Source organism: Echinicola marina, assembly GCF_020463795.1.
Taxonomy (GTDB): Bacteria; Bacteroidota; Bacteroidia; order Cytophagales; family Cyclobacteriaceae; genus Echinicola; species Echinicola marina.
This window is the reverse complement of record NZ_CP080025.1, coordinates 4,213,309-4,233,121: the sequence shown is the minus strand read 5'-3', so window position 1 is coordinate 4,233,121 and position 19,813 is coordinate 4,213,309. Positions and strand designations below refer to the sequence as shown.

Here is a 19,813-nt window from a genome sequence, read left to right as displayed (position 1 = left end):
AAAAGTCGGAGTGGCAGGATTCGAACCTGCGACCTCCTCGTCCCAAACGAGGCGCGATGACCGGGCTACGCTACACCCCGAAAATAAAAAGGATTCGATTGAATCCTTTTTGTAGAGAGTGGGGGATTCGAACCCCCGGTACGGTTTGACCCGTACGACAGTTTAGCAAACTGCTGGTTTAAGCCACTCACCCAACTCTCTATTTGCCTGAAAAACCTTCTCGTTTTTCCCTTATTGCGATGCAAATATAAATCATAATTGTTCACTAAACCAAACATGGATAGCTAAATAATTGATGGTATTTTGTCCTTTTTCAGCATATTTATAATAACAATCTGTGATTCAGGCAGAAAAAATAACATAAAGAAAAAATAAAAATATGACAACACGATTATTTGAATCAATTGGAAATATCATCAAGATCCGTTTGTAAAGGATACTATCTTATAAATCCAAGGCTGATGAAGCAAAAAGTATTCGAAAATCAGCAATTTGCCTACGTCCAACTTTTACCTCCTAAGCTATTTATGCGCCATAATCATCATCAAAAATCAATGAAAAGGATAGTATTAATTCGAAACAATTCACCAGAATTGGAATAAAAACTACCCAAATTCTTTTCAATCACGGATATCAAAGTATATGGTCTTGCCTTACATTTAGATCATTTGAAAATAAGCTATTGGAAGCCCTCAAAGGGTTTCTTTTGTGATTTGCTTGATAACTTCATCAAGTTCATTGGCTGATTGCATGATATAGTCTAATATTTCATTGGTATTTTGCTGATTATCCTTAGCCGATTCCAAATAATTCACCAATGTCATGATCCTGGCTAGTGGTGCTCTTACTTCATGTGATTGCTTCCAAGCGATTTCATTAAGCTTACTGTTTTGGAGCTGAACCAATTCCATTTGCTTTTTCATTTCAGAGACATCTTCAATGGCACCTACTGTCCTATTGGGCATACCTCGTTCGTCTCTCATGATATAGCATCTATCAAATACATGCATATGTCCACCCTGCTTGGTCTTAACTTTATATTCCCGCTGCCAATAGTTCTGATGCTTATCGGAACATACCAACATAAAAGATTTCCATACTTCTTCCCTATCACTTTCATCAATATTGCACAACCAAGAATCAGTAAAGCTAAGTTTATCCATTTCCTTGTAGTTCACCTTTTCTAATAAGGATTTACTCCGGTATACCATCCCCAATTCATGGTCTACATCCCAAATCATTTCCTTGATGGCTTTCAAGGCCAAATTGAAACGGTCATTGCTTTCTTTTAACTTTTCCTCAATTAACTTTTGATCGGTAATGTCCTGTATTACACCTTCAATCCTATAAGGTACCTTATTATCATCAGTCAAAACATTGACCGTTTGCGTTACCCACCTTACCTCTTGGCTGGCAGTAATGATCCTATGGGTATATTTCTTTGGGCTTTGTTTTGCGAGTTCTTCAAAAGACAATTCCCCCATGATATGCCTGTCATCAGGATGGAGCGTTTTCAGCAAGTTCTCATAAGTAGGGATAAACTCCCCTTCCTTATAGCCATAAACTTTGTAGGTTTCCCCAGTCCAAATGGATAAATCCTCATCTAAATTTCTGGACCAATAGCCTAGCTTTGCAATTCTCTGGGCTTGGCTTAGCCTCTTCAAGGTTTCCTGAAGTGCTAACTCAGATTTTTTCCTTTCGCTGATATCCTGACCCATCACAAAAAACAACTTCTCCTCCCGGCTGATATTTCTTTTCCACAAAACCCATGAGTTTTCTCCTCTATCTACTTCACATTTACATTCCACCATCGAATGATCCTCATCAGGATTCAGAAAGTCTTGTAATTTTCCTTGGTCTATCCCAAATGTCAATGAGCCGAATTCTTCTCCTATTATATTTTTGTTCTTAAACAGTTTTGAAAATGCGGTATTTACTTTTTTGATTTTGCCATCAAAACCGACGATGGCAAATAAGTTGCTGGAAATATTGAAAAAGGTTTCCATTTCCGTCTCAAATATTTTGTGCTTTATGGCAGACCCTACATGCTTTGCTGTTTCAAACAGAAAATCTTGCCATTCATGAACGCCAACTCCAGTCTTAGAAGAAAAAAGTAGGAAAACCCCTATGATTTCATTTTCATGGATAATAGGGATGCCTATTCCCTTATCCAAGCCTACCGACTCTACCAAATCTGATCTTTTGAAAATCAAATGCTTTCCTAGATTGCTCCAAAACAGCGGTTTCCCTGATTCCCAAATTGCCCCTGGGAAGCCCTCGCCTTTTTTGGCCTTGTTAAACTGATTGAGCAATTTAAATTTTGGATTTTTATAAACCGAACTATTTAGATCCAGATAATTGCCATCTTTGGACTTGATCCAAATTTCACAAAGATCCAATCCTGTGAAATCCAGCATTTCCTTCATCCCCTTCTTTAGGGCAACGGTCAATTTACCGGGTTGGCTTATGGCCGTGGACATCCTGAACTTTAGATTATCCATTCGGTCCTTTTGAATTGACTTTGTAATATCCCGAACTATCCCCACGATTCTCATTGCAAGGCCATTTTCATCTCTAATGGCACTACAATAATCCACCACAATGGCATAAGTTCCATCTGATCGCTTTAAGCGATAATTAAGCGATAGATGTGTGTGGTTTTTGTTCTTTATAAATTGTTCAAACCTCCAAAGAACCTTTTTGCGATCATCTGGATGAATATTTTCCTTCCAAAAATCAATATGATAGGTATTGTCTACTTTATCAACATACCCAAATGACGTTTCCATGGCCTTGCCCATCCTAATTGCCTCTCCAGTAAATAGGTTCACGTCGTAAATATGATCTTTGGAAGCCAAAGTGGCCAAACGATAGCGTTCATTGACCATATTTATTTCTTCCGCTTGTAGCTTGAATGCCGTCACATCCATTGAATTGGCCACAATACCTTGAATGGATGGCAAATCAAACATATTCGTCAAGGTCGTCTCTATCCATCTATATTGACCGTCTTTGTGTCTAAACCTAAAGGGGGAAATTTTGACATGTTTATTTGTGAATACCTTTTTAAATTCCTCCCCGACTCTTTCTTTGTCTTCAGGATGAATAAATTCAAAAGCGTTCTTGCCTATAAACTCCACAGGATCGATACCCAAAACATGGTTGGAAGTAGGGCTTACATAAGTATACTGTGCCTGTTCATTCAAAACGGCGATAAGGTCAGTCCCTTCCTGCACCATGGTCCTGAATTTCTCTTCCCTTTCTCTTAATTGCTTATACAACATCCATTTTTCTACAGAATGGGATATTTGACTGCTAATAGTCGAAATAAAGGTACAATCAATGTTTTTTCTGGGAGATTTGGAATTTGTCAGTAGAAATAGAAAAAAACCTACTGTCTTTTGCATGCTCCTAATCGGAATAATCAGAAATTCATTGTCTTTACATTCCCATAAATGTGAAAACATACTTCCCTCCTTTGAGTTTATGGAATAAATTCCCGGCAAAACAGAATCCAGATCATGCAAGCAAATACTGTGGGAGTCCAATAATAGCGAAGTTCCTCGATGAGGATAAATGGTGAAATCTGAAACACCTGATTCGTTTGTTTTTTTAAGTTTCAGAAAACAGGCAAGATCAGTAGAGAAATAGCCGCAAAGCAGGGTAGTCAATGGTTCTATAGCAGTCGTTAAACTACTGCTTTTCATTAATTCCCTATAAATCTGATCAAGCAATTGCAGCTGTGATCTTTGCGTTTCTATCTCCTGTGTTAGATTGAAGCGTTCTGTTTTATCCACAGCCGTAATTACTTCTGCCTTTTTTCCTTTAAAAATGACACGCTTTCCTCTTATCAAAACTTTTATTAAAGAACCGTCTTTCTTTCTATGAACATACAAATCCCTATACAGCGGAGATCCACCTTCCCTTACGGCATTAATGGCCAGCTCAAGCTTTGGCAACTCTTCTTTTGGCCTGATATCACGAAGTGTCATTGCCAAAAATTCATCTCTGGAATAACCATAATGGGAAACAGCTTCATCGTTCACCTCTAAAAACCTTAATGAATCGATATCATATATCCACATTGGAAAAGGAGAATACTCCAATAAACCAGTAAATTCGATTTTCAATTCCTTACTATGAAGATTTTCCATATTTGATTTTGTTTCCAACTTCCTTCATCGATATATAAATACCTGGCGGAAATATAGTGCCATTTTAAATAATATGCTTTCTACTCTTTGTATAGTTCATTAATGCAATTTCCTACTGTATGCCAAATTCATTCCAGAAGTTTATGAGCCATCAAATTTCATCCTCATTAAGCGAATATTATACTGTTTTAGATATTACGAAATGAAGATAATTTGAAAATCCAAATTTTAAAACATTGGGGATTACAAAATGAATTACTCGATTTTGACTGCTATTGATGACCATACATGAATAGCATCTTAGCAGGATCTTCCAAAAAATAGTGAAACGGCTATTACAAAGAGGAGGCTTAAATCAAAAGCTTGTTATGAGCTGTTTTGAATTACACTACGGGCCGATACAGGTTTATACATATATTATTTTATTGATAAAATATAAAATAATGTACCTCAACACTAAAATTTAAACAAAATACAATTTAATACATGTTTAGTTCTATTTAGCTTAAATCTAGGGTCATCGCTTTTTCATAATTTTGTGTTTCCACAAAGTCACCATCATAAATAATTAATGCTAAAAGTACAGGTCATCACCAACAATGAACTGATTGAGGACAACCTATTTGATATGATCAGCAGCTTGGGTGCACAACCAATAGTGTTGCCTATGGACACATGCTGGGAATCCCTTGAAGTTATACCTAATCTGGTTTTGATTGATCCAAGCCCCTTACAAATTTCCCCCGAGCAACTTGCAATAGCTATTCACTTCAATAATAAGGGCTGTCCTGTTTTGTTGCATGGCTATGCTGCTGATTTATCCCGAAATGGAGATTTCATATCCAATAAAGAAAATTTCAACTGTCTTTTTCATCCTTACCCATTGGAGTTGTTTAAAACAAAAATCCATAAAATGTTGGGCATAAGCAGGTAGGTATTCCAGTCTTTATCTATTTTATTAGTAGTCTGAAAATATTTGCGACTTTGCTCTTATTTAGAGAAACGAAATACTTAAGGGAAATCCTTGCATATGCCTTTGGGTAAATTGAGCCAAAAGTACCATAACCGGAAGCAAAATTTCGATCTATTTCGCTCTATTTGGCTACCTTGCCCGTCTAAGCCAGCAGGCTCCATGTACTAGATCTCCTGCCCATCGTAGGCGATATTTACCAGTATTTTCAGCAATAGCCTAAGGATGCTTTTTGGAAGAAATATGAAGTATTCATGATGACCATCACAAATAAACACGATCAGAATAAAAGCGAAAAAACCAATAAAGCAACAACAATATTGAGTTTGCCTACCTGTAACATCACAGATACTCAGTTTTCAATATTATACCTCTCTAAGAAAATTTTGACTTTTACATTATTGTTTATCAGATAATTATTAACTTCTAAGAGTTAATAGTTTGAAATATGAAGACAGTATTTTTAAGAGTTTTTTTTAGCAAAGTTCTGCTTTCTTTGGCTTCAGTCCAATATGCCAAATCCCAAGCCATGCTACTGGTGCTTTTATTTGGGGATAATGCGGCAACAGAAAATTTCTTTTTCAGTATTGAAGGAGGAGTAAATTTTGCATATTTGCCTGGAATGGATGGGAGACTGAGTCTACAGCCTAATTTTGGAGTTGGGGTAAATATGAAAATGAATGACCATTGGTACTTTGTGCCTCAGTTCAAACCAGTCTCCCGAAAAGGGCAAAAATTAGTAAATGTCAACAATCCATTTCCAGAAGCCTTGAATGCAGCTATCAAGACATCAGAAACTTCACTTCGAATGAACTATTTGGATATTCCACTGATGTTCAGATATGGATATAATGATAAGGTCTTTTTATCTGCTGGGCCACAGATAAGTTTTTTATTGGATGCAAAAGCGATCACAGAGGGTGAAACGAATAATGATGGTGAGTTCAAATATGCTAAAAATGTCAAAAATGAGTTAAATAAAATAGATTTTAGTTTTCCTATTGAAGTTGGATATACACTTGTCGGCCTCAATAAAGGAAATGGTTTGGACTTAAAATTAAGATATGCCCATGGTTTTGCAGAAGTTTTCTCGGAAGGAACAGGAAGGTCTGCAACCAACTCGGTTGTCCAATTGATCGTTGGATTCCCCTATCTTAAATCCCCAAAACCAGCCGTAGAATAAATATCAAGACATTTATCGGTATTGCGAGCAGTGGCTTGATAAGCTTGCAAACAGATAAAGAAACTACATATAAAGTATTGAAAAAGAAGCGAGTAATCCATTTTATCATTAATCCAATTTCAGGTAAAGGGAATAATTTTTTGGATAAAGTTCTGCTACAGGGAATATTTCCAGAGTCAAAATATGAGCTTATTATTAAAATCACAGGCCATCTTGGGCATGCTTCTGAATTGGCCCTTGGCTCCATTTCAGAAGCTGCAGATGTCATTGTGGCCTGTGGCGGGGACGGCACTATCAATGAAATAGCCTCTTGCCTGATAGGACATAATATACCATTGGGCATTATACCTTTAGGTTCGGGCAATGGTCTGGCATCCAATCTTGGCATACCATCACAAGTGGATAAGGCCCTGAAAATCCTCTCCAATGGCACAATAAGAGAAATTGATGTTGGCAGAATCAATGAGAAATATTTCTTTAGTAATATGGGGATTGGCTTTGATGCAGCTTTGATAGCCCATTATAACCAACTTAACAGAAGGCAATTAAGAGGATATTTTACGGCATTGATCAGCACCTTGAAAACCTATAATTCAACGGGGAATATTAATATTACCCTGAATGGTAAAAACTTCACTGTAGACCCTTTTTTACTGTTTATTTCTAATTCCAACAGAATGGGGTATGGCTTTACACTTACCCCAAATGCTAGTTTAAGTGATGGGAAATTGGATATGGTTTTAGTGAAAAAGTTGTCCAAATTTCAAATGTTCTTATTAAGTTTATTTACGGTCACAAAAAGTATCAAGGTCATGAAATCAGTAAATTACCAACTGATTGATCAAATTGAAATTAATGCCAATAACAATCTATTTCAATACCAAATTGACGGTGAACTGATATCCGAAAGGGTGAGAAAATTAAATATATCCTTAGCTTCTGAAAAGCTGACAGTCTTAGTCCCCAATAATTGAGTTTAACATTTAGGAAAAATCATTTGAGGACCTGGCTTATTCCAATCTATTCGCAGGATGTGAGCCTGGTCAAAACCATCAATGATTTAAGCAATGTTCTTATATTTGACATTGAAGTAGATAGTTTACAACGATTCATAATACCCTTCCAATGAAAAGCTTTCTAGCGCCACTATTTTTACTGTTGTCCCTTTTTGCATGTCAAAATCCATCAAGCAGCCATCTTAGTATTGCGACTGCAGCGAACATGCAATATGCTATGGATAAACTGGTCGAAAGATTTGAAGAAGAAACGGGCTTTGAATGTGAAATTATTCTTGGTTCATCAGGAAAATTAACTGCTCAAATTATGGAAGGGGCACCTTATGACATATTGGTGTCTGCAGATATAAATTATCCAAGGACAGTCCATGAAGCAGGTTTTGCCCATCAAGCTCCTAAGGTTTATGCCCTTGGCAAATTGGTTCTTTGGAGCATGAATGAAAAATTTAAGCCGGATATTGAAGCGCTATCCAATCTTGAAATCAAGCACATCGCTTTGGCCAATCCAAAAACAGCTCCTTATGGAAAAGCCGCCATGGAATTCATTAAAAACAGAGGATTGGAGCAGCATTTGGCGGACAAGTTGGTCTATGGCGAATCCATTTCCCAATGTAACCAATTTATATTATCAGGTTCTGCAGAGATGGGCTTTACTGCTAAATCGGTAGTTTTATCACCCCAGTTAAAGGATAAAGGACATTGGATGAGCATAGATCCTGCGATGTATTCCCCCATCGAGCAGGCAGTGGTTTTACTTAAATCAAGTCCTGAAAAAATGAATATGGCAGTGAAATTTTATGAATTCTTATCTTCTAAGACGGCCAAGAGTATTTTATTGGACTATGGTTATGATGTTCCATAATAGACTAGATATGCATAACTTGTTAGAAATTTCTACAAAAGCCAATTATCCCTCATTCTATATTTTAGCTCCATGAATCAAATTGAAGGTCAAATTTCCAGTATCCAGTCAACCGAACATATGTCATTGGTTGGTTTGAATATGGGCAACGGAATTGAATTCCAATCGATATTACTGGACACAGTGGCTACAGCCAATTACCTTCAAATGGGCAAAAGGATAAATGTTCTTTTCAAGGAAACAGAACTGGTTATAGCCAAAGAAGTCAATATCAATATAAGCTTAGAGAACAAAATCTCTGGAACCATTACTGAAATAGAAAAGGGAGAAATTCTTAGTCGAATAAAATTGGACTCCGTGCTGGGTGATTTGATAGCTTTGGTGTCCACGCTTAGTTGCGATAGTTTATCACTTGAAGTGCAAGATCAAGTATTGGCTATGATCAAATTCAACGAAGTAATATTGTCGCCGATATGAACTTGGCCCCTCTAATATTGACCCTTCAACTGGCATTGGTCACTACTTTGGTACTTTTTGTATTGGCCATTCCACTCTCCTATTGGTTATCAATAAGTAAATCCAAAATCAAACCCATCATAGAGGCTTTGGTAAGTATGCCTTTGGTATTACCCCCTACCGTTTTGGGATTTTACCTATTATTGGCGTTCAGCCCACACAATACTTTTGGGGCTTGGTTGGACAGTTGGTTTGGAATTCGCTTGGTTTTTTCATTTACAGGTTTAGTGGTGGCCTCATGTATTTACAGCTTACCATTTATGGTACAGCCCATCCAATCTGGTTTAGCCAGCATTCCTTCATCTTTCACTGAAGCAGCCAGTTTATTGGGCAAAAGCAGTTTAAGTACACTTTTTTATGTTCTCTTACCCAATATCAAACCATCCATCATTACTGCATTGGTCCTTACCTTTGCCCATACAGTTGGTGAATTCGGCGTAGTGCTGATGATTGGAGGAAATATTCCTGGAAGGACCAAAGTGGCTTCTATAGCCGTTTATGATGAGGTGGAATCACTGAATTACGCATTAGCGAATAAGTATTCCTTAGTTTTGGTAATCCTTTCTTTTATTACCTTATTGACTGTCTATATGATAAATGGAGGCCATTTAAAAAGGTTAATGCGATGATCGAATTAAAGATCCAAAAAGCTTTGCGTTCGGGAGATCAAGAAATGTTACTGGATTTGGATATTTCCATTAACACGGGAGAATTTGTGGCCTTCTATGGAGAATCGGGATCAGGAAAGACATCTACGCTTAGGATAATCAGTGGCTTGTTGGAAGCGGATACTGGCAGTATATATGTAGATGACACTTGCTGGTGGGACAAAGCAACCAAAATCAATATAAAACCGGCCAAACGCAATATAGGCTACGTCTTTCAAGACTATGCGCTTTTTCCCCATATGTCAGCCTATGAGAATTTGGAATTTGCACTTTCCAAAAATCATGATAAAGCTATCATTGAAGAACTGATAACCATTATGGATCTTGAGCCAATTTTGAGCCTTAAGCCAGCTATGCTATCAGGTGGACAAAAACAACGCGTGGCCCTGGCCCGTGCCTTGGTCAATCAACCTAAAATACTTCTACTTGATGAGCCGTTATCTGCTTTGGATAATGTCATGCGCCTACGACTTCAGGATTATTTATTGAAAATCCACCGAAAATACCAGTTGACGACGATTTTGATCAGTCATGATATAGGCGAAATCATCAAGCTTTCCCAAAAAGTATTCGAATTCCAAAAGGGAAAAATCATACGATCTGGTAATCCTAAGGAGTTATTTACTCATGGTAAGAACAGTGCTAAGTTTCAATTTACAGGGGAGGTAATTGAGATTTCTCAAGAGGAGGTAGTAGGAATCCTCTCAGTTCTAATCGGACAAGATATCGTAAAGGTGGTTTGTGATCTAACTGAATTAAAGGATTTTAAGATTGGCGACAAGGTAATGGTAGGCTCCAAAGCTTTTAATCCCATTATTCACAAAATCTAACTTGCATCATTCCTTTTATAATTTTCTTCTCAGGTATACCCTCCAGAAGCTCTCTTATTATTCAATAAAATCATCTACCTGAATAAGTAACCTTATTTTACGATATCAGTTTAAATGGTATTAAGTTCTTGTTTCCTAGATTAAGCCTAATTCAATACATATGACCATTCATCCGCAATTTGGAGCTTCTGTGAGAAAGACCGACTTGGAGAACTTCAAAAATTCCCCACAATGGAATGGAAAGAAATTTCAAAATCTCTCCACTACCACCATGAATGTCAGCCTTAAGACCCTTCCCAAATTATTAAAAGAAAATTTCACCAATACTGCCGACAGAATGCCCCATCAATCTTTGACCGTTATGGGATTGGATGAGAAAGCATTTATGGCAGATGAAGAATCACCCAAATTTGTTTGGTATGGTCATTCTGTATTGTTGATGCGGCTAAAAGGAAAAAACATTCTGATAGACCCCATGTTTGGAGACAATGCCTCTCCTATTGCCCCCTTCAAAACCAAAAGGTTCAGTGAAAACACACTTTCCATCATCGATACATTACCTGACATAGATGCGGTTTTTATCACGCACGACCACTATGATCATATCGATTACAAAAGCCTTCTAAAACTCATTCCAAAAGTAAATAACTGGTTTGTAGCACTAGGAGTGTCCAGACATTTGGAGAAATGGGGATTGGATGCCGCTAAAATCCAAGAATTCGATTGGTGGAATGAAGGTGAATTTGAAGAAGTATCCTTTGCTTTTACTCCTTCCAGGCATTTCTCTGGCAGAGGAGCCTTTGATCGGGCCAAATCCCTTTGGGGAGGCTGGGTATTCAAAACATCCGATCACAGTATCTACTGGAGCGGTGATGGCGGCTATGACCATCACTTCACTAAGGTGGGTGATAAATATGGTCCTTTTGATATTATGTTCGTGGAATGTGGCCAATATAATGAACATTGGCACCAGATTCATTTATATCCGGAAGAAGCGGTCAAAGCAGTAATGGATGCCAATGCCAATATAGCTGTTCCTGTCCATTGGGGAGGCTTTTCATTGGCTCCACATCACTGGAAAGACCCAATCAGCCGCTTTGAAATTGAAGCATTAGAGCAGAAGCAAGCACATTTTACCCCTTCTCTTGGGCAAGTTTTTGGATTTGATGATATGAATAGTCCAAATCCCTGGTGGAAGAATATCGATTAAAAACACTTAAAATAATATGGCTGCAGGACCTGAAGATCATAACAATACAGGCCACCGGATTTAGAAATTTCATCCATTTTTATATTTATCTACTATGGCAGCAGCATATTTTACACTTCAAAACATTTCGCAAAGACAGACCAATCTCGCAGAAAAGATCCCCCCTGTATATCTTCAGCTAGAACGGGGGAATCTCAGCCTCAAGCAGGACAGGCTGTGGGAAATAAGGTAATTGGTATGAAAATGGTCCAATATTAATGTATTTAACATTTTTAACGTTCTTGATTTAACCTATGTTTAACCCCTAGTTAAGCCGTGTTTATCCCGTGTTTTAGCCGTGTTTTTCTTATTGGAAACTTAGGGAAATCTATACCATATCCCAGACTTGTCGTAGAGTCACCTTAGGCTTGGCCACATCTTAAATCCAAAGAAATAAGGAAACATACCATTCAGTATTTTAGTTGGAAGCCGTTTAAGATCCTCTTTTTCTTTTGGATATATCAATATTTCTTCAACAATCAAGGAGCTGAATGGCTTATTTGAATATTCGAATAAGTGGCGAATACCCAGTTTAATTTTTTTCATTTATTTTTAGTGAAACTATAGGGTGAATGCTTTTTACGGTGTCTATATAGTATCAGGAAGTACTTAAGAGATCAAATTAAACCTCAACTTAAGCAAAAGGTGGGATACGCTACAGAGCTTGATTTGGAACAAGCGTCAATCATTGATGAGAAAGTATTCGAAAAGACTTTTAAAGGTTATTTTCAGGGCCTTCATGCCTATGCCTCTGTCCTCCTTAAGGATGGTGATGAAGCAGAAGAGATCGTCCAAAATGTCTTTTTGAAGTTATGGGAAAAAAGAGAAAAAATTCAAATAGAGAGCTCTCTTAAAGCTTATTTGTACCAAATGGTATATAGAGATAGCATGAATGCCCTGAGACATGAGAAAGTGAAACATAAACACCAAAATATTACAAAGTATCAATCTGCCTCTGCCCCAATACTGAAGGATGAAGGCCATGACGCTGAACTGATGGAAAACTTAAAACGCGCTTTAGAATCCTTGCCGGAGAAATGTCGGAAAGTATTTTTACTCAGCCGATATGAATCATTGAAATACCAGGAAATTGCTGATCGCCTAGGCGTATCAGTCAAAACAGTAGAAGCGCATATGGGGAAAGCATTGAAACATTTGAGGGTGGAACTGGCAGATTTTCTACCTATCCTATTATTCCTGTTTACAAATATATAATCTTATGAATGACAGCAAACTTATAAAATATCTGTTGCAGGAAACTGATGAGATGGAGAACAGGGAAATTCAGCAGTGGATTGACGCTGACCTAAACCATCAAAAGCAGTATGAACGCATTCGAATGATATGGGAAAAAAGTCTACTTCCATCAGCTTCCAAACAAATTGATGTGGAAAAAGCATGGTTAGATTTCACAAGCAGAAAAAATAGAAAGCGCCCTTTTTTGACTAAGCAGCTCTTTCTAAAACCATGGTTAGGGATAGCTGCTTCGGTAGGTTTGGCTTTCATTGCGTCATGTGTAATCTATATCCTTTTCATGTCTCCTGACAATAAACTGATCTCCAACTTAAATTTAGAAACAACCAATAAATCCCTATCCCATACAGTTTTTGATGGCTCTATTATTACCTTAAATAAGGATACTAAATTATCTTTTAACCAATCTCTTATAAATACTAATAGAAAGGTAAATCTGTATGATGGAGAAGCCTTTTTCCAAGTGGAAAGAAATGAACACAGGCCTTTTGAAGTAAATATTGGAGCAGCCAAAGTTACCGTATTGGGTACCTCATTCAATATAAAAAAACAAGAAGAGGAAATTGAAGTGATCTTGAAATCAGGAGCTGTAAAGGTAGATTATAAAGGAAAAGTTTATAAGATGAAACCCGGTGATAAGCTTTTTATAGATCTCACAAAGGGTTTGTTGACCATGTCCCCTGTAAAGGATCAATTGTACAATTATTATGTTGGTGATTATTTTGAGGCCAAAGAAACCCCCCTTTGGAGAATAGTAGAAATATTGAACCAAGCTTATGATGCCAATATTATCATTGCCAATGAGCGTTTGCGAAATTTACCATTAACCACTACCTTCAGTAACAATTCTCTTGAGAATAACCTTGAAGTGCTAAAAGCTACCTTTGGTCTACAAATTCTAAGAGAACCGAATAGGATCCTCATCAAATAATTCAATTATAAAATGACAGCAAATGGGCTGACCAAAGGGGGCATCACCCTTTTTTTAGTATTTTTTTCGCTCATTTATGGCATATCCGCACAAGGTAACCTAAATAAGCAAGTTACCCTCGCTGAAATGAAAAACATTAGCATTGAGGAATTTCTCAAAAAAACCTCCCAAGCTCAGGATTTTTTCTTTTCCTATAATAGCCATATCATCCCAAAAGATAGCTTAATCAGTTTCCCTGCATATTCAGGTAATATCAGCGGAGCATTATTAAAGGCTTTAGGGCCAAAATATGAGTTTATTGAGACACCTGGGTATATTGTGATTCGTTATGCTCCCAACAAATTATACCTCGATGAGGGCATCGACTCGCAGCAGGGAAATTCCTGGCTGATCACGGGGCAAATAAGAGATCTAGGAAGTGATGAATTGATCGCCTATGCCAGTGTCTATGAACGAAGCATGCTAGCCGCTTCCATGACGGATAAAAATGGCTATTTCGAGCTGAAGCTTAAAAACCCAGATAAATCAGTCTTGTTGACCATCAGTAAGGAACATTACAGGGATACTACCTTTATGCTTTTGCCTCCTTTTGATATTGCTGCCAAAAGGAAAAATCCCAAATACAAATTTTACCCCACTGCTGAAAATGGAGAGCGTGTTGAGGAAACCTACTTGGGTAGAATGTTTACGGGTTTCAAACAAAGGATGCAGGGACTCAATATAGGAGGATTTTTTGCTGAGGTCCCCGTACAGGTTTCCTTGGTGCCTGCAGTAAGCACCCATGGTATGATGAATAATCAAACCGTAAACAATGCCTCTATTAATATTTTTGGCGGTTATTCCGGAGGAGTTAATGGTGTAGAATTGGCTGGTTTATTTAATATCAATCGAAAAAATGTAGATTATTTACAAGTAGCGGGTCTTTTCAATTTGGTAGGAGGAAATACCAAAGGTGTCCAGTTAGCTGGCTTAGCCAATATTGTTTTGGAAAACAGCAGTGGATTCCAAGCCTCAGGTCTTTTCAATACCAGTGAAAATGTAAAGGGATTTCAATTGGCAGGCTTGATCAACCAATCAAAGTCCCTAGAAGGATGGCAAATAGCAGGCTTAAGCAATCATAGTTCTGAAGAAGCCGGCACGCAACTGTCGGGCTTGGTTAATAAAGGAAAAAATGTGACAGGATGGCAAATTACAAGTTTATTGAATGTCGCAGATAGTAGTAATTATCCCATAGCTTTTATCAATCTCATCAAATCTGGTGAAAAAACAATTTCATTGTCATTTGATGAAAGCCAAGTCCTTCAAGTCATCTTTAGATCAGGGGGTACCTACACTTATGGGCTTCTGGGATTAGGAAATTCATTGTTAGCCAACAGCAACTCATTGGTGTTTGATGCTGGACTGGGTTACCATCTGATAAAAACCAAGACTTTTCATACCAATACGGAATTGGTATCTAGAAGCTCCATTGGCCCACATGGAAAAAATTATTTCAGTTTCTCCATAAAACTCCTTCCGGCTTTGAATTTAGGTCAGTCTTTCAGGTTTTATATGGGGCCTTCCATAAATTATGGATCTTATGAAAATGTAAATTGGAAAGTCCCTGGCTGGGAGATTCAGCGCGAACCCAGAGATGATGGCTTCCATGCTATTTTTTGTGGTTTAGGAGCAGGCATCCAAATTATTTTATAGCTTTTCATTAGGGAGATTTCCATTCCAAGTGTCTTAATAGAAAACATATTCCATTTCTTTTAAGATCAAAGTCATGAAAATCTTGAATTTACTGATAGTAGCCATACTACTCTCTCTGCCTACGGTTCTTCTAGCACAAAGCGAACATACCAGCCGCGTTGTATATACGGGAATCTATAATCAAGTACCTGATAATTTTGCTTACCCATTGATAGGCTTTATCAATCACGCCCAGGGAAATCATAAGGGTGCACAAGTTGGTTTCCTTAATATGAACGAACAGGACTTTAAGGGTAGTCAAATTAGTTTTGTAAATACAAATGGCGGTTCATTGGATGGAACTCAAATTGGTTTTAGCAATACAAATGTAGATCAGATACATGGAGTGCAAACAGGTTTTATCAATACTACGGCCAAAAACCTAATCGGAACACAAATTGGTTTTGTCAATACAGCTGTTAAATCATCAGATGGCGCACAGATTGGTTTTGTCAATACAGCCGGGGAAGATTTAAAAGGCACCCAAATTGGCTTTGTCAATATCAGCCCTAAAGAAGTCACTGGTGCTCAAATAGCCTTTGTCAATATCGTAAAAAAATTGAACAGCGTTCAAATTGGCTTCTTAAACTATACAGATAGCATAGGACCATCAGCTGTTCCCATTGGTTTTTTATCCATCATTCGAAAAGGAGGTTATAAAGCTCTTGAAATAGGATTTACAGAAACTCACCCTATTAATGTGGCTTTTAAAATAGGCGTCCCCAAATTTTATACGACATTAAACACAGCTTTCAATCCAGATTTTAAAAATGCCTTTGCATTAGGAGGAGGATTTGGAAGCGTAATGGGCCTTGGCCCCATTCTTTACTTCAATCCCGAAGTCTATTACATAAACCATATAGGATCTAATAAGGATATGGCCAGGTTAAATTTAAACTTTGGATTTACCTTGGGTCAAAAAATCGATCTAATAGTCGGCCCGAGCGTTGTTTGGTCAGGTACGAATCGGCCTAATGATTTTGTTGAACCCATCTTTAATATTTATAAAGAAAATATTGATTACAGAAATGAATTATTATTAGGACTAAATGCAGCCTTAAGATATAATATATCATACTAAATGATTTGGAATGCCTATCATTCGAGTTGCCTTGTACGTACATCCCCCATAATATAGCCCTCCATTATCATTTTCTATAAATGCCATAGCACTTACACCATACCTACAAGCCCAATTCATATAGTTTTAGGTTTAAGCGGCTAATTAATCTGAAAACCATGCCATTAAAACGAATCAAATAGTAAGTAAAAGATAATATTTCGAAATGATATAAAAATACAATTCAATCCAAATACATAGGTTTAACACCTTTTATTTAACCTTTCATATTATTAATATCACTTTTTTAATTATACCCAAACCAATTATGCGGCTACAAATCAACGCCAATATTATTGTATTTTCATCTAATGAATCACCAAGTGGAAATTTTCTATCGTATTATTAATCAATTCAACTTTTATAATTATATTTTGAATTATTGTCCACCATCTTATTTATATAGATGATGAAATACAGATAGGTAAAATTAATTCAAAAAAATAACCTTTAATTAATATAATTATACAGAAAAACGTTTATATTAAGTCAAAATTAATCAATCGCTTAAGGCGCTTGAAATGTAAAGATAAACCCAAAATGCTGTAATTTTTTTTCCACTAAGCCTAATGAATCATCATGATTACCGCTTTAATTTTATTACACTCGCTAATTTATTAGCTGTGACTTTAGGAATAATTACCATTATCATATTATCTGCTTTTAAAGATGGTAATGGAAAGTCACGAAAATTCTTAAGTATTACACTAATTATAATGGTGATCAATATCCTGGCTAGGCTTGTTGCTGAAAGTAATTTGCTTGTTCAGTTCCCCATTGCTTTTAAAATCAGCAATATTCTTTGCTTTTTATTTGTCCCCCTCTCCTACCTTTATATAAGAAATCTCCTTTATGGACTGTCACTTTCGACCAAGGACTTGGTTCACTTGATTCCGTTTATATTGGTGTTAATTGACGACAGTATCCCCTTTTGGGTATTGTCTCATGAAGAGAAAATAAATATGCTGGGCATAGGTGCTTCAGAGATGAACCATGATGCTATTTTTATGCAACTGTCACTTATACCTGCAGAATTGGTGAATGTGATGTATCATGTCTTTTTTGGAATATATTTCATACTACAATTAGGACTGGTAATCAAATTTATAAGAAGAGAAAGAATTCAAAGAAAGCAATCAACCAGTACTAAATTGGATCTACTTTTTTCTTTCTATCCAATTTTTTCTTTTTTATCCCTATTTTATATACTCCTATAATCCATTTTCGACTGGCCATTATGAAAACTTGAGTAAAAGTGCCGGCGCACTGGTTTTATTAAGCATAAGTATTTACCTCTTTAGACAACCTAAAATCCTGTATGGCTTTACAAATATTCTTGCGCCATCTTTACAAAAAATAAAAGGCAAAAAAGATAAAAATAAAGCGACAAATGGAAACTCCTATACCTCAAAATTCTTAAGTGAAGCAAGAATTATTGAAATAGATCAAAAATTAAGCAGTCATATAGAAAACAACGCACCTTACTTGAACCAAGGTTATAATCTGAATGATTTGTCTGAGGAACTTGACATTCCATTATATATCCTAAGTTCTTTTATCAATAAACAAAAGGGAGTAAATTTTAATGATTTTTTAAATAAATATAGAATTGAACATTGCAAGCAAAAAATCAAGGCGGGTGATTGGAAGAACATCACACTTGAAGGCCTTGCTTTTGATTGTGGCTTTAGTAATAGAAACTCATTTAGAGCAGCTTTTAAGAAATTCTCTGGTCAACCCCCTCTGAGTTTATCAAAAACTTCAAATGATCAAAACTTAGCCAAAATTATAAATATTGGCATCTCTATTTTTTTATGTTCATGTTCCTGAAAAGTATTTTTTAATTTATCTGAACTTATGCATTAGCAACCGCTATGAGGCTTAGGACTTCAAATAACAAGGCTGTTGGAAGATTCAAGGTGTCTGTCATGTCTGATCAGGACGCAATAGATAACCTAATGGATATTCCGGGTTCAACTACAGTACTTCCCTACTCTAAGTGACTGAAAGTTTGATGATATGTTAATCTTTAAGCTGTATTTCTTCATGCATAACCTCTAAAATTAAGTCAAGATGATGGAGGTGGCATTAATATTACTGTAATGATATGCAAATAAACATCTCTTTAAGTACTCTGGTCCAGTTGATGGCGGCCACCGCCTCACTCATTGCGGCCTTGGTACTCACATCATATCCAAGTAATATCAAGGATCAGAAATATGCTATGCGACTGCTGAGCCTAATGTTTATTTGTCTCTTTTGCTGGATTGCACTTGATATCCTCTCTTCCATTGAAAAATTGAATTTTTCCTCCTCACCTATCAAACTGAGTTTTTTCTCCTTGGTGTTCATGTCCTTCTTTGTCCCCTTACATTATATACACATTATCTTTTTGATCAATAAAAGGTTAGAACTGCTCCCTATCTTGATCCATTTTGCTATGCCCATATCCATATTTACTATCGGGATGATCAACTTTAATGATCCCAAAATAGCTACATTAGAAGCTACAGTAATGTGGTTGGTTTATATACAATTGCTTCTTTATTGGTTTTTTGAGCTACGGACAGGTCTTAAAATTTTGTGTCTAAAGAAACAAAAAAGACTTAGGATACATAAGGGTTGGCTGAAATGGGTAAAATTCTATATAATTATCCTTCCCTTTTTATTCATTCCTTTTTTCCTCTTCAAAGTGGCTGGATATTCAACCCAAGATGCCATATTAATAGATATTGCTGAATCTATCGTCATCCTATCGATTAGCCTGGCCCTATTTTTAAGACCGGATTTCCTGTTTGGCCTCATACCACTAAGCTTTGAACAAAGAAAAAAAACTTATTTAAATCCTGTAATAAATACCAACAGCCGGTTAAATGCAGACCAATACAAAAGGCTTCTAGAGCAAATAACTCTCTATCTAGACGAGCTTAAGCCACATTTGGAGGAGCATTTCAGTATAGAACAAATGGCCAAGGAATTAAAGGTCTCAACCAAGGAGCTTGAAAACTATTTCTGGGAGCAGGAAGGCTTGAGTTTTGAAGAATATATCAACCAACAGAGAATCATCTACAGTCAAGCGATTATCCAAAAGGGCGCTATTTCCAAACTCACCTTGGATATATTGGCCAAGAAAAGTGGCTTCAAAAACCGGATTGTTTTTATCAATTGTTTTAAAGAATTTACCGGTTATAATGCCCTTGATTATATCAGCCATTTTTTGAAAATCCCCTCCAATAAATGATATAGGATATGACAATATTTATAACAATTGTCAGTATTCTTGGAACAGTATTCGGACTTCAGGCACATCCTATTTATATTATTCTTAA

The 19,813-nt window shown here is 36.7% G+C and carries 16 protein-coding genes and 2 tRNA genes; 15 read left to right on the top strand and 3 right to left on the bottom strand.

Translation table 11 applies throughout. From position 1 onward, the window contains the following. Positions 1-5: 5 nt before the first annotated feature. The 3 genes from KZP23_RS17075 to KZP23_RS17065 form a co-directional block, all read right to left on the bottom strand. A tRNA-Pro gene (locus tag KZP23_RS17075) sits at positions 6-80 on the bottom strand. A 32-nt stretch (positions 81-112) separates the two neighbouring features. After that, positions 113-201 (bottom strand) — tRNA-Ser (locus tag KZP23_RS17070). 491 nt (positions 202-692) lie between these two features. Beyond that, the gene (locus KZP23_RS17065) at positions 693-4,154 is read right to left on the bottom strand and encodes a PAS domain-containing protein (protein WP_226332990.1); all 3,462 of its coding nucleotides are present in this window, start codon (positions 4,152-4,154) and stop codon (positions 693-695) included. 571 nt (positions 4,155-4,725) lie between these two features. Here KZP23_RS17065 and KZP23_RS17060 point away from each other — a divergent pair. The 15 genes from KZP23_RS17060 to KZP23_RS16990 all read left to right on the top strand — a co-directional run bounded on the left by KZP23_RS17060 (position 4,726) and on the right by KZP23_RS16990 (position 19,725). Then, positions 4,726-5,088, top strand: a complete 363-nt coding sequence (locus KZP23_RS17060) for a hypothetical protein (RefSeq protein WP_226332989.1) — start codon at positions 4,726-4,728, stop codon at positions 5,086-5,088. A 484-nt stretch (positions 5,089-5,572) separates the two neighbouring features. Beyond that, positions 5,573-6,307: a porin family protein gene (locus tag KZP23_RS17055; protein ID WP_226332987.1), complete on the top strand. Its 735-nt coding sequence runs from the start codon at positions 5,573-5,575 to the stop codon at positions 6,305-6,307. A 44-nt stretch (positions 6,308-6,351) separates the two neighbouring features. Next, the gene (locus KZP23_RS17050) at positions 6,352-7,281 is read left to right on the top strand and encodes a diacylglycerol/lipid kinase family protein (RefSeq protein ID WP_226332986.1); all 930 of its coding nucleotides are present in this window, start codon (positions 6,352-6,354) and stop codon (positions 7,279-7,281) included. Between the two features lie 151 nt (positions 7,282-7,432). After that, positions 7,433-8,185, top strand: a complete 753-nt coding sequence (modA, locus tag KZP23_RS17045; RefSeq protein ID WP_226332984.1) for a molybdate ABC transporter substrate-binding protein — start codon at positions 7,433-7,435, stop codon at positions 8,183-8,185. Positions 8,186-8,257: 72 nt separating this feature from the next. After that, positions 8,258-8,662: a TOBE domain-containing protein gene (locus KZP23_RS17040; RefSeq protein WP_226332982.1), complete on the top strand. Its 405-nt coding sequence runs from the start codon at positions 8,258-8,260 to the stop codon at positions 8,660-8,662. Continuing rightward, entirely contained in the window at positions 8,659-9,330 is a 672-nt protein-coding gene (gene modB / locus KZP23_RS17035; protein WP_226332980.1) for a molybdate ABC transporter permease subunit, read from the top strand. Before KZP23_RS17040 ends, modB begins: the two co-directional genes overlap by 4 nt. Beyond that, complete coding sequence (locus tag KZP23_RS17030; RefSeq protein WP_226332979.1) at positions 9,327-10,199, top strand: ABC transporter ATP-binding protein; 873 nt, start codon at positions 9,327-9,329, stop codon at positions 10,197-10,199. The genes modB and KZP23_RS17030 overlap by 4 nt, the downstream gene beginning before the upstream one ends. 160 nt (positions 10,200-10,359) lie before the next feature. Continuing rightward, entirely contained in the window at positions 10,360-11,409 is a 1,050-nt protein-coding gene (locus KZP23_RS17025; RefSeq protein WP_226332978.1) for an MBL fold metallo-hydrolase, read from the top strand. Between the two features lie 684 nt (positions 11,410-12,093). Beyond that, positions 12,094-12,663, top strand: coding sequence for an RNA polymerase sigma-70 factor (locus KZP23_RS17020; protein ID WP_226332977.1), 570 nt, complete (start codon positions 12,094-12,096; stop codon positions 12,661-12,663). 4 nt (positions 12,664-12,667) lie between these two features. Then, complete coding sequence (locus KZP23_RS17015) at positions 12,668-13,633, top strand: FecR family protein (RefSeq protein WP_226332976.1); 966 nt, start codon at positions 12,668-12,670, stop codon at positions 13,631-13,633. Between the two features lie 126 nt (positions 13,634-13,759). Next, a complete protein-coding gene (locus KZP23_RS17010; protein ID WP_226332975.1) occupies positions 13,760-15,325 on the top strand; it encodes a carboxypeptidase-like regulatory domain-containing protein in 1,566 nt (521 codons plus the stop codon). A gap of 73 nt (positions 15,326-15,398) precedes the next feature. Continuing rightward, complete coding sequence (locus KZP23_RS17005) at positions 15,399-16,445, top strand: LA_2272 family surface repeat-containing protein (RefSeq protein ID WP_226332974.1); 1,047 nt, start codon at positions 15,399-15,401, stop codon at positions 16,443-16,445. 662 nt (positions 16,446-17,107) lie between these two features. Further along, entirely contained in the window at positions 17,108-17,701 is a 594-nt protein-coding gene (locus KZP23_RS17000; protein WP_226332973.1) for a hypothetical protein, read from the top strand. Positions 17,702-17,729: 28 nt separating this feature from the next. Next, complete coding sequence (locus KZP23_RS16995) at positions 17,730-18,314, top strand: helix-turn-helix domain-containing protein (RefSeq protein WP_226332972.1); 585 nt, start codon at positions 17,730-17,732, stop codon at positions 18,312-18,314. A gap of 277 nt (positions 18,315-18,591) precedes the next feature. Next, positions 18,592-19,725 carry a helix-turn-helix domain-containing protein gene (locus KZP23_RS16990; protein WP_226332970.1) on the top strand — a complete coding sequence of 378 codons (1,134 nt, stop codon included), beginning with the start codon at positions 18,592-18,594 and terminating at the stop codon, positions 19,723-19,725. The last annotated feature ends 88 nt before the right edge of the window (positions 19,726-19,813 follow it).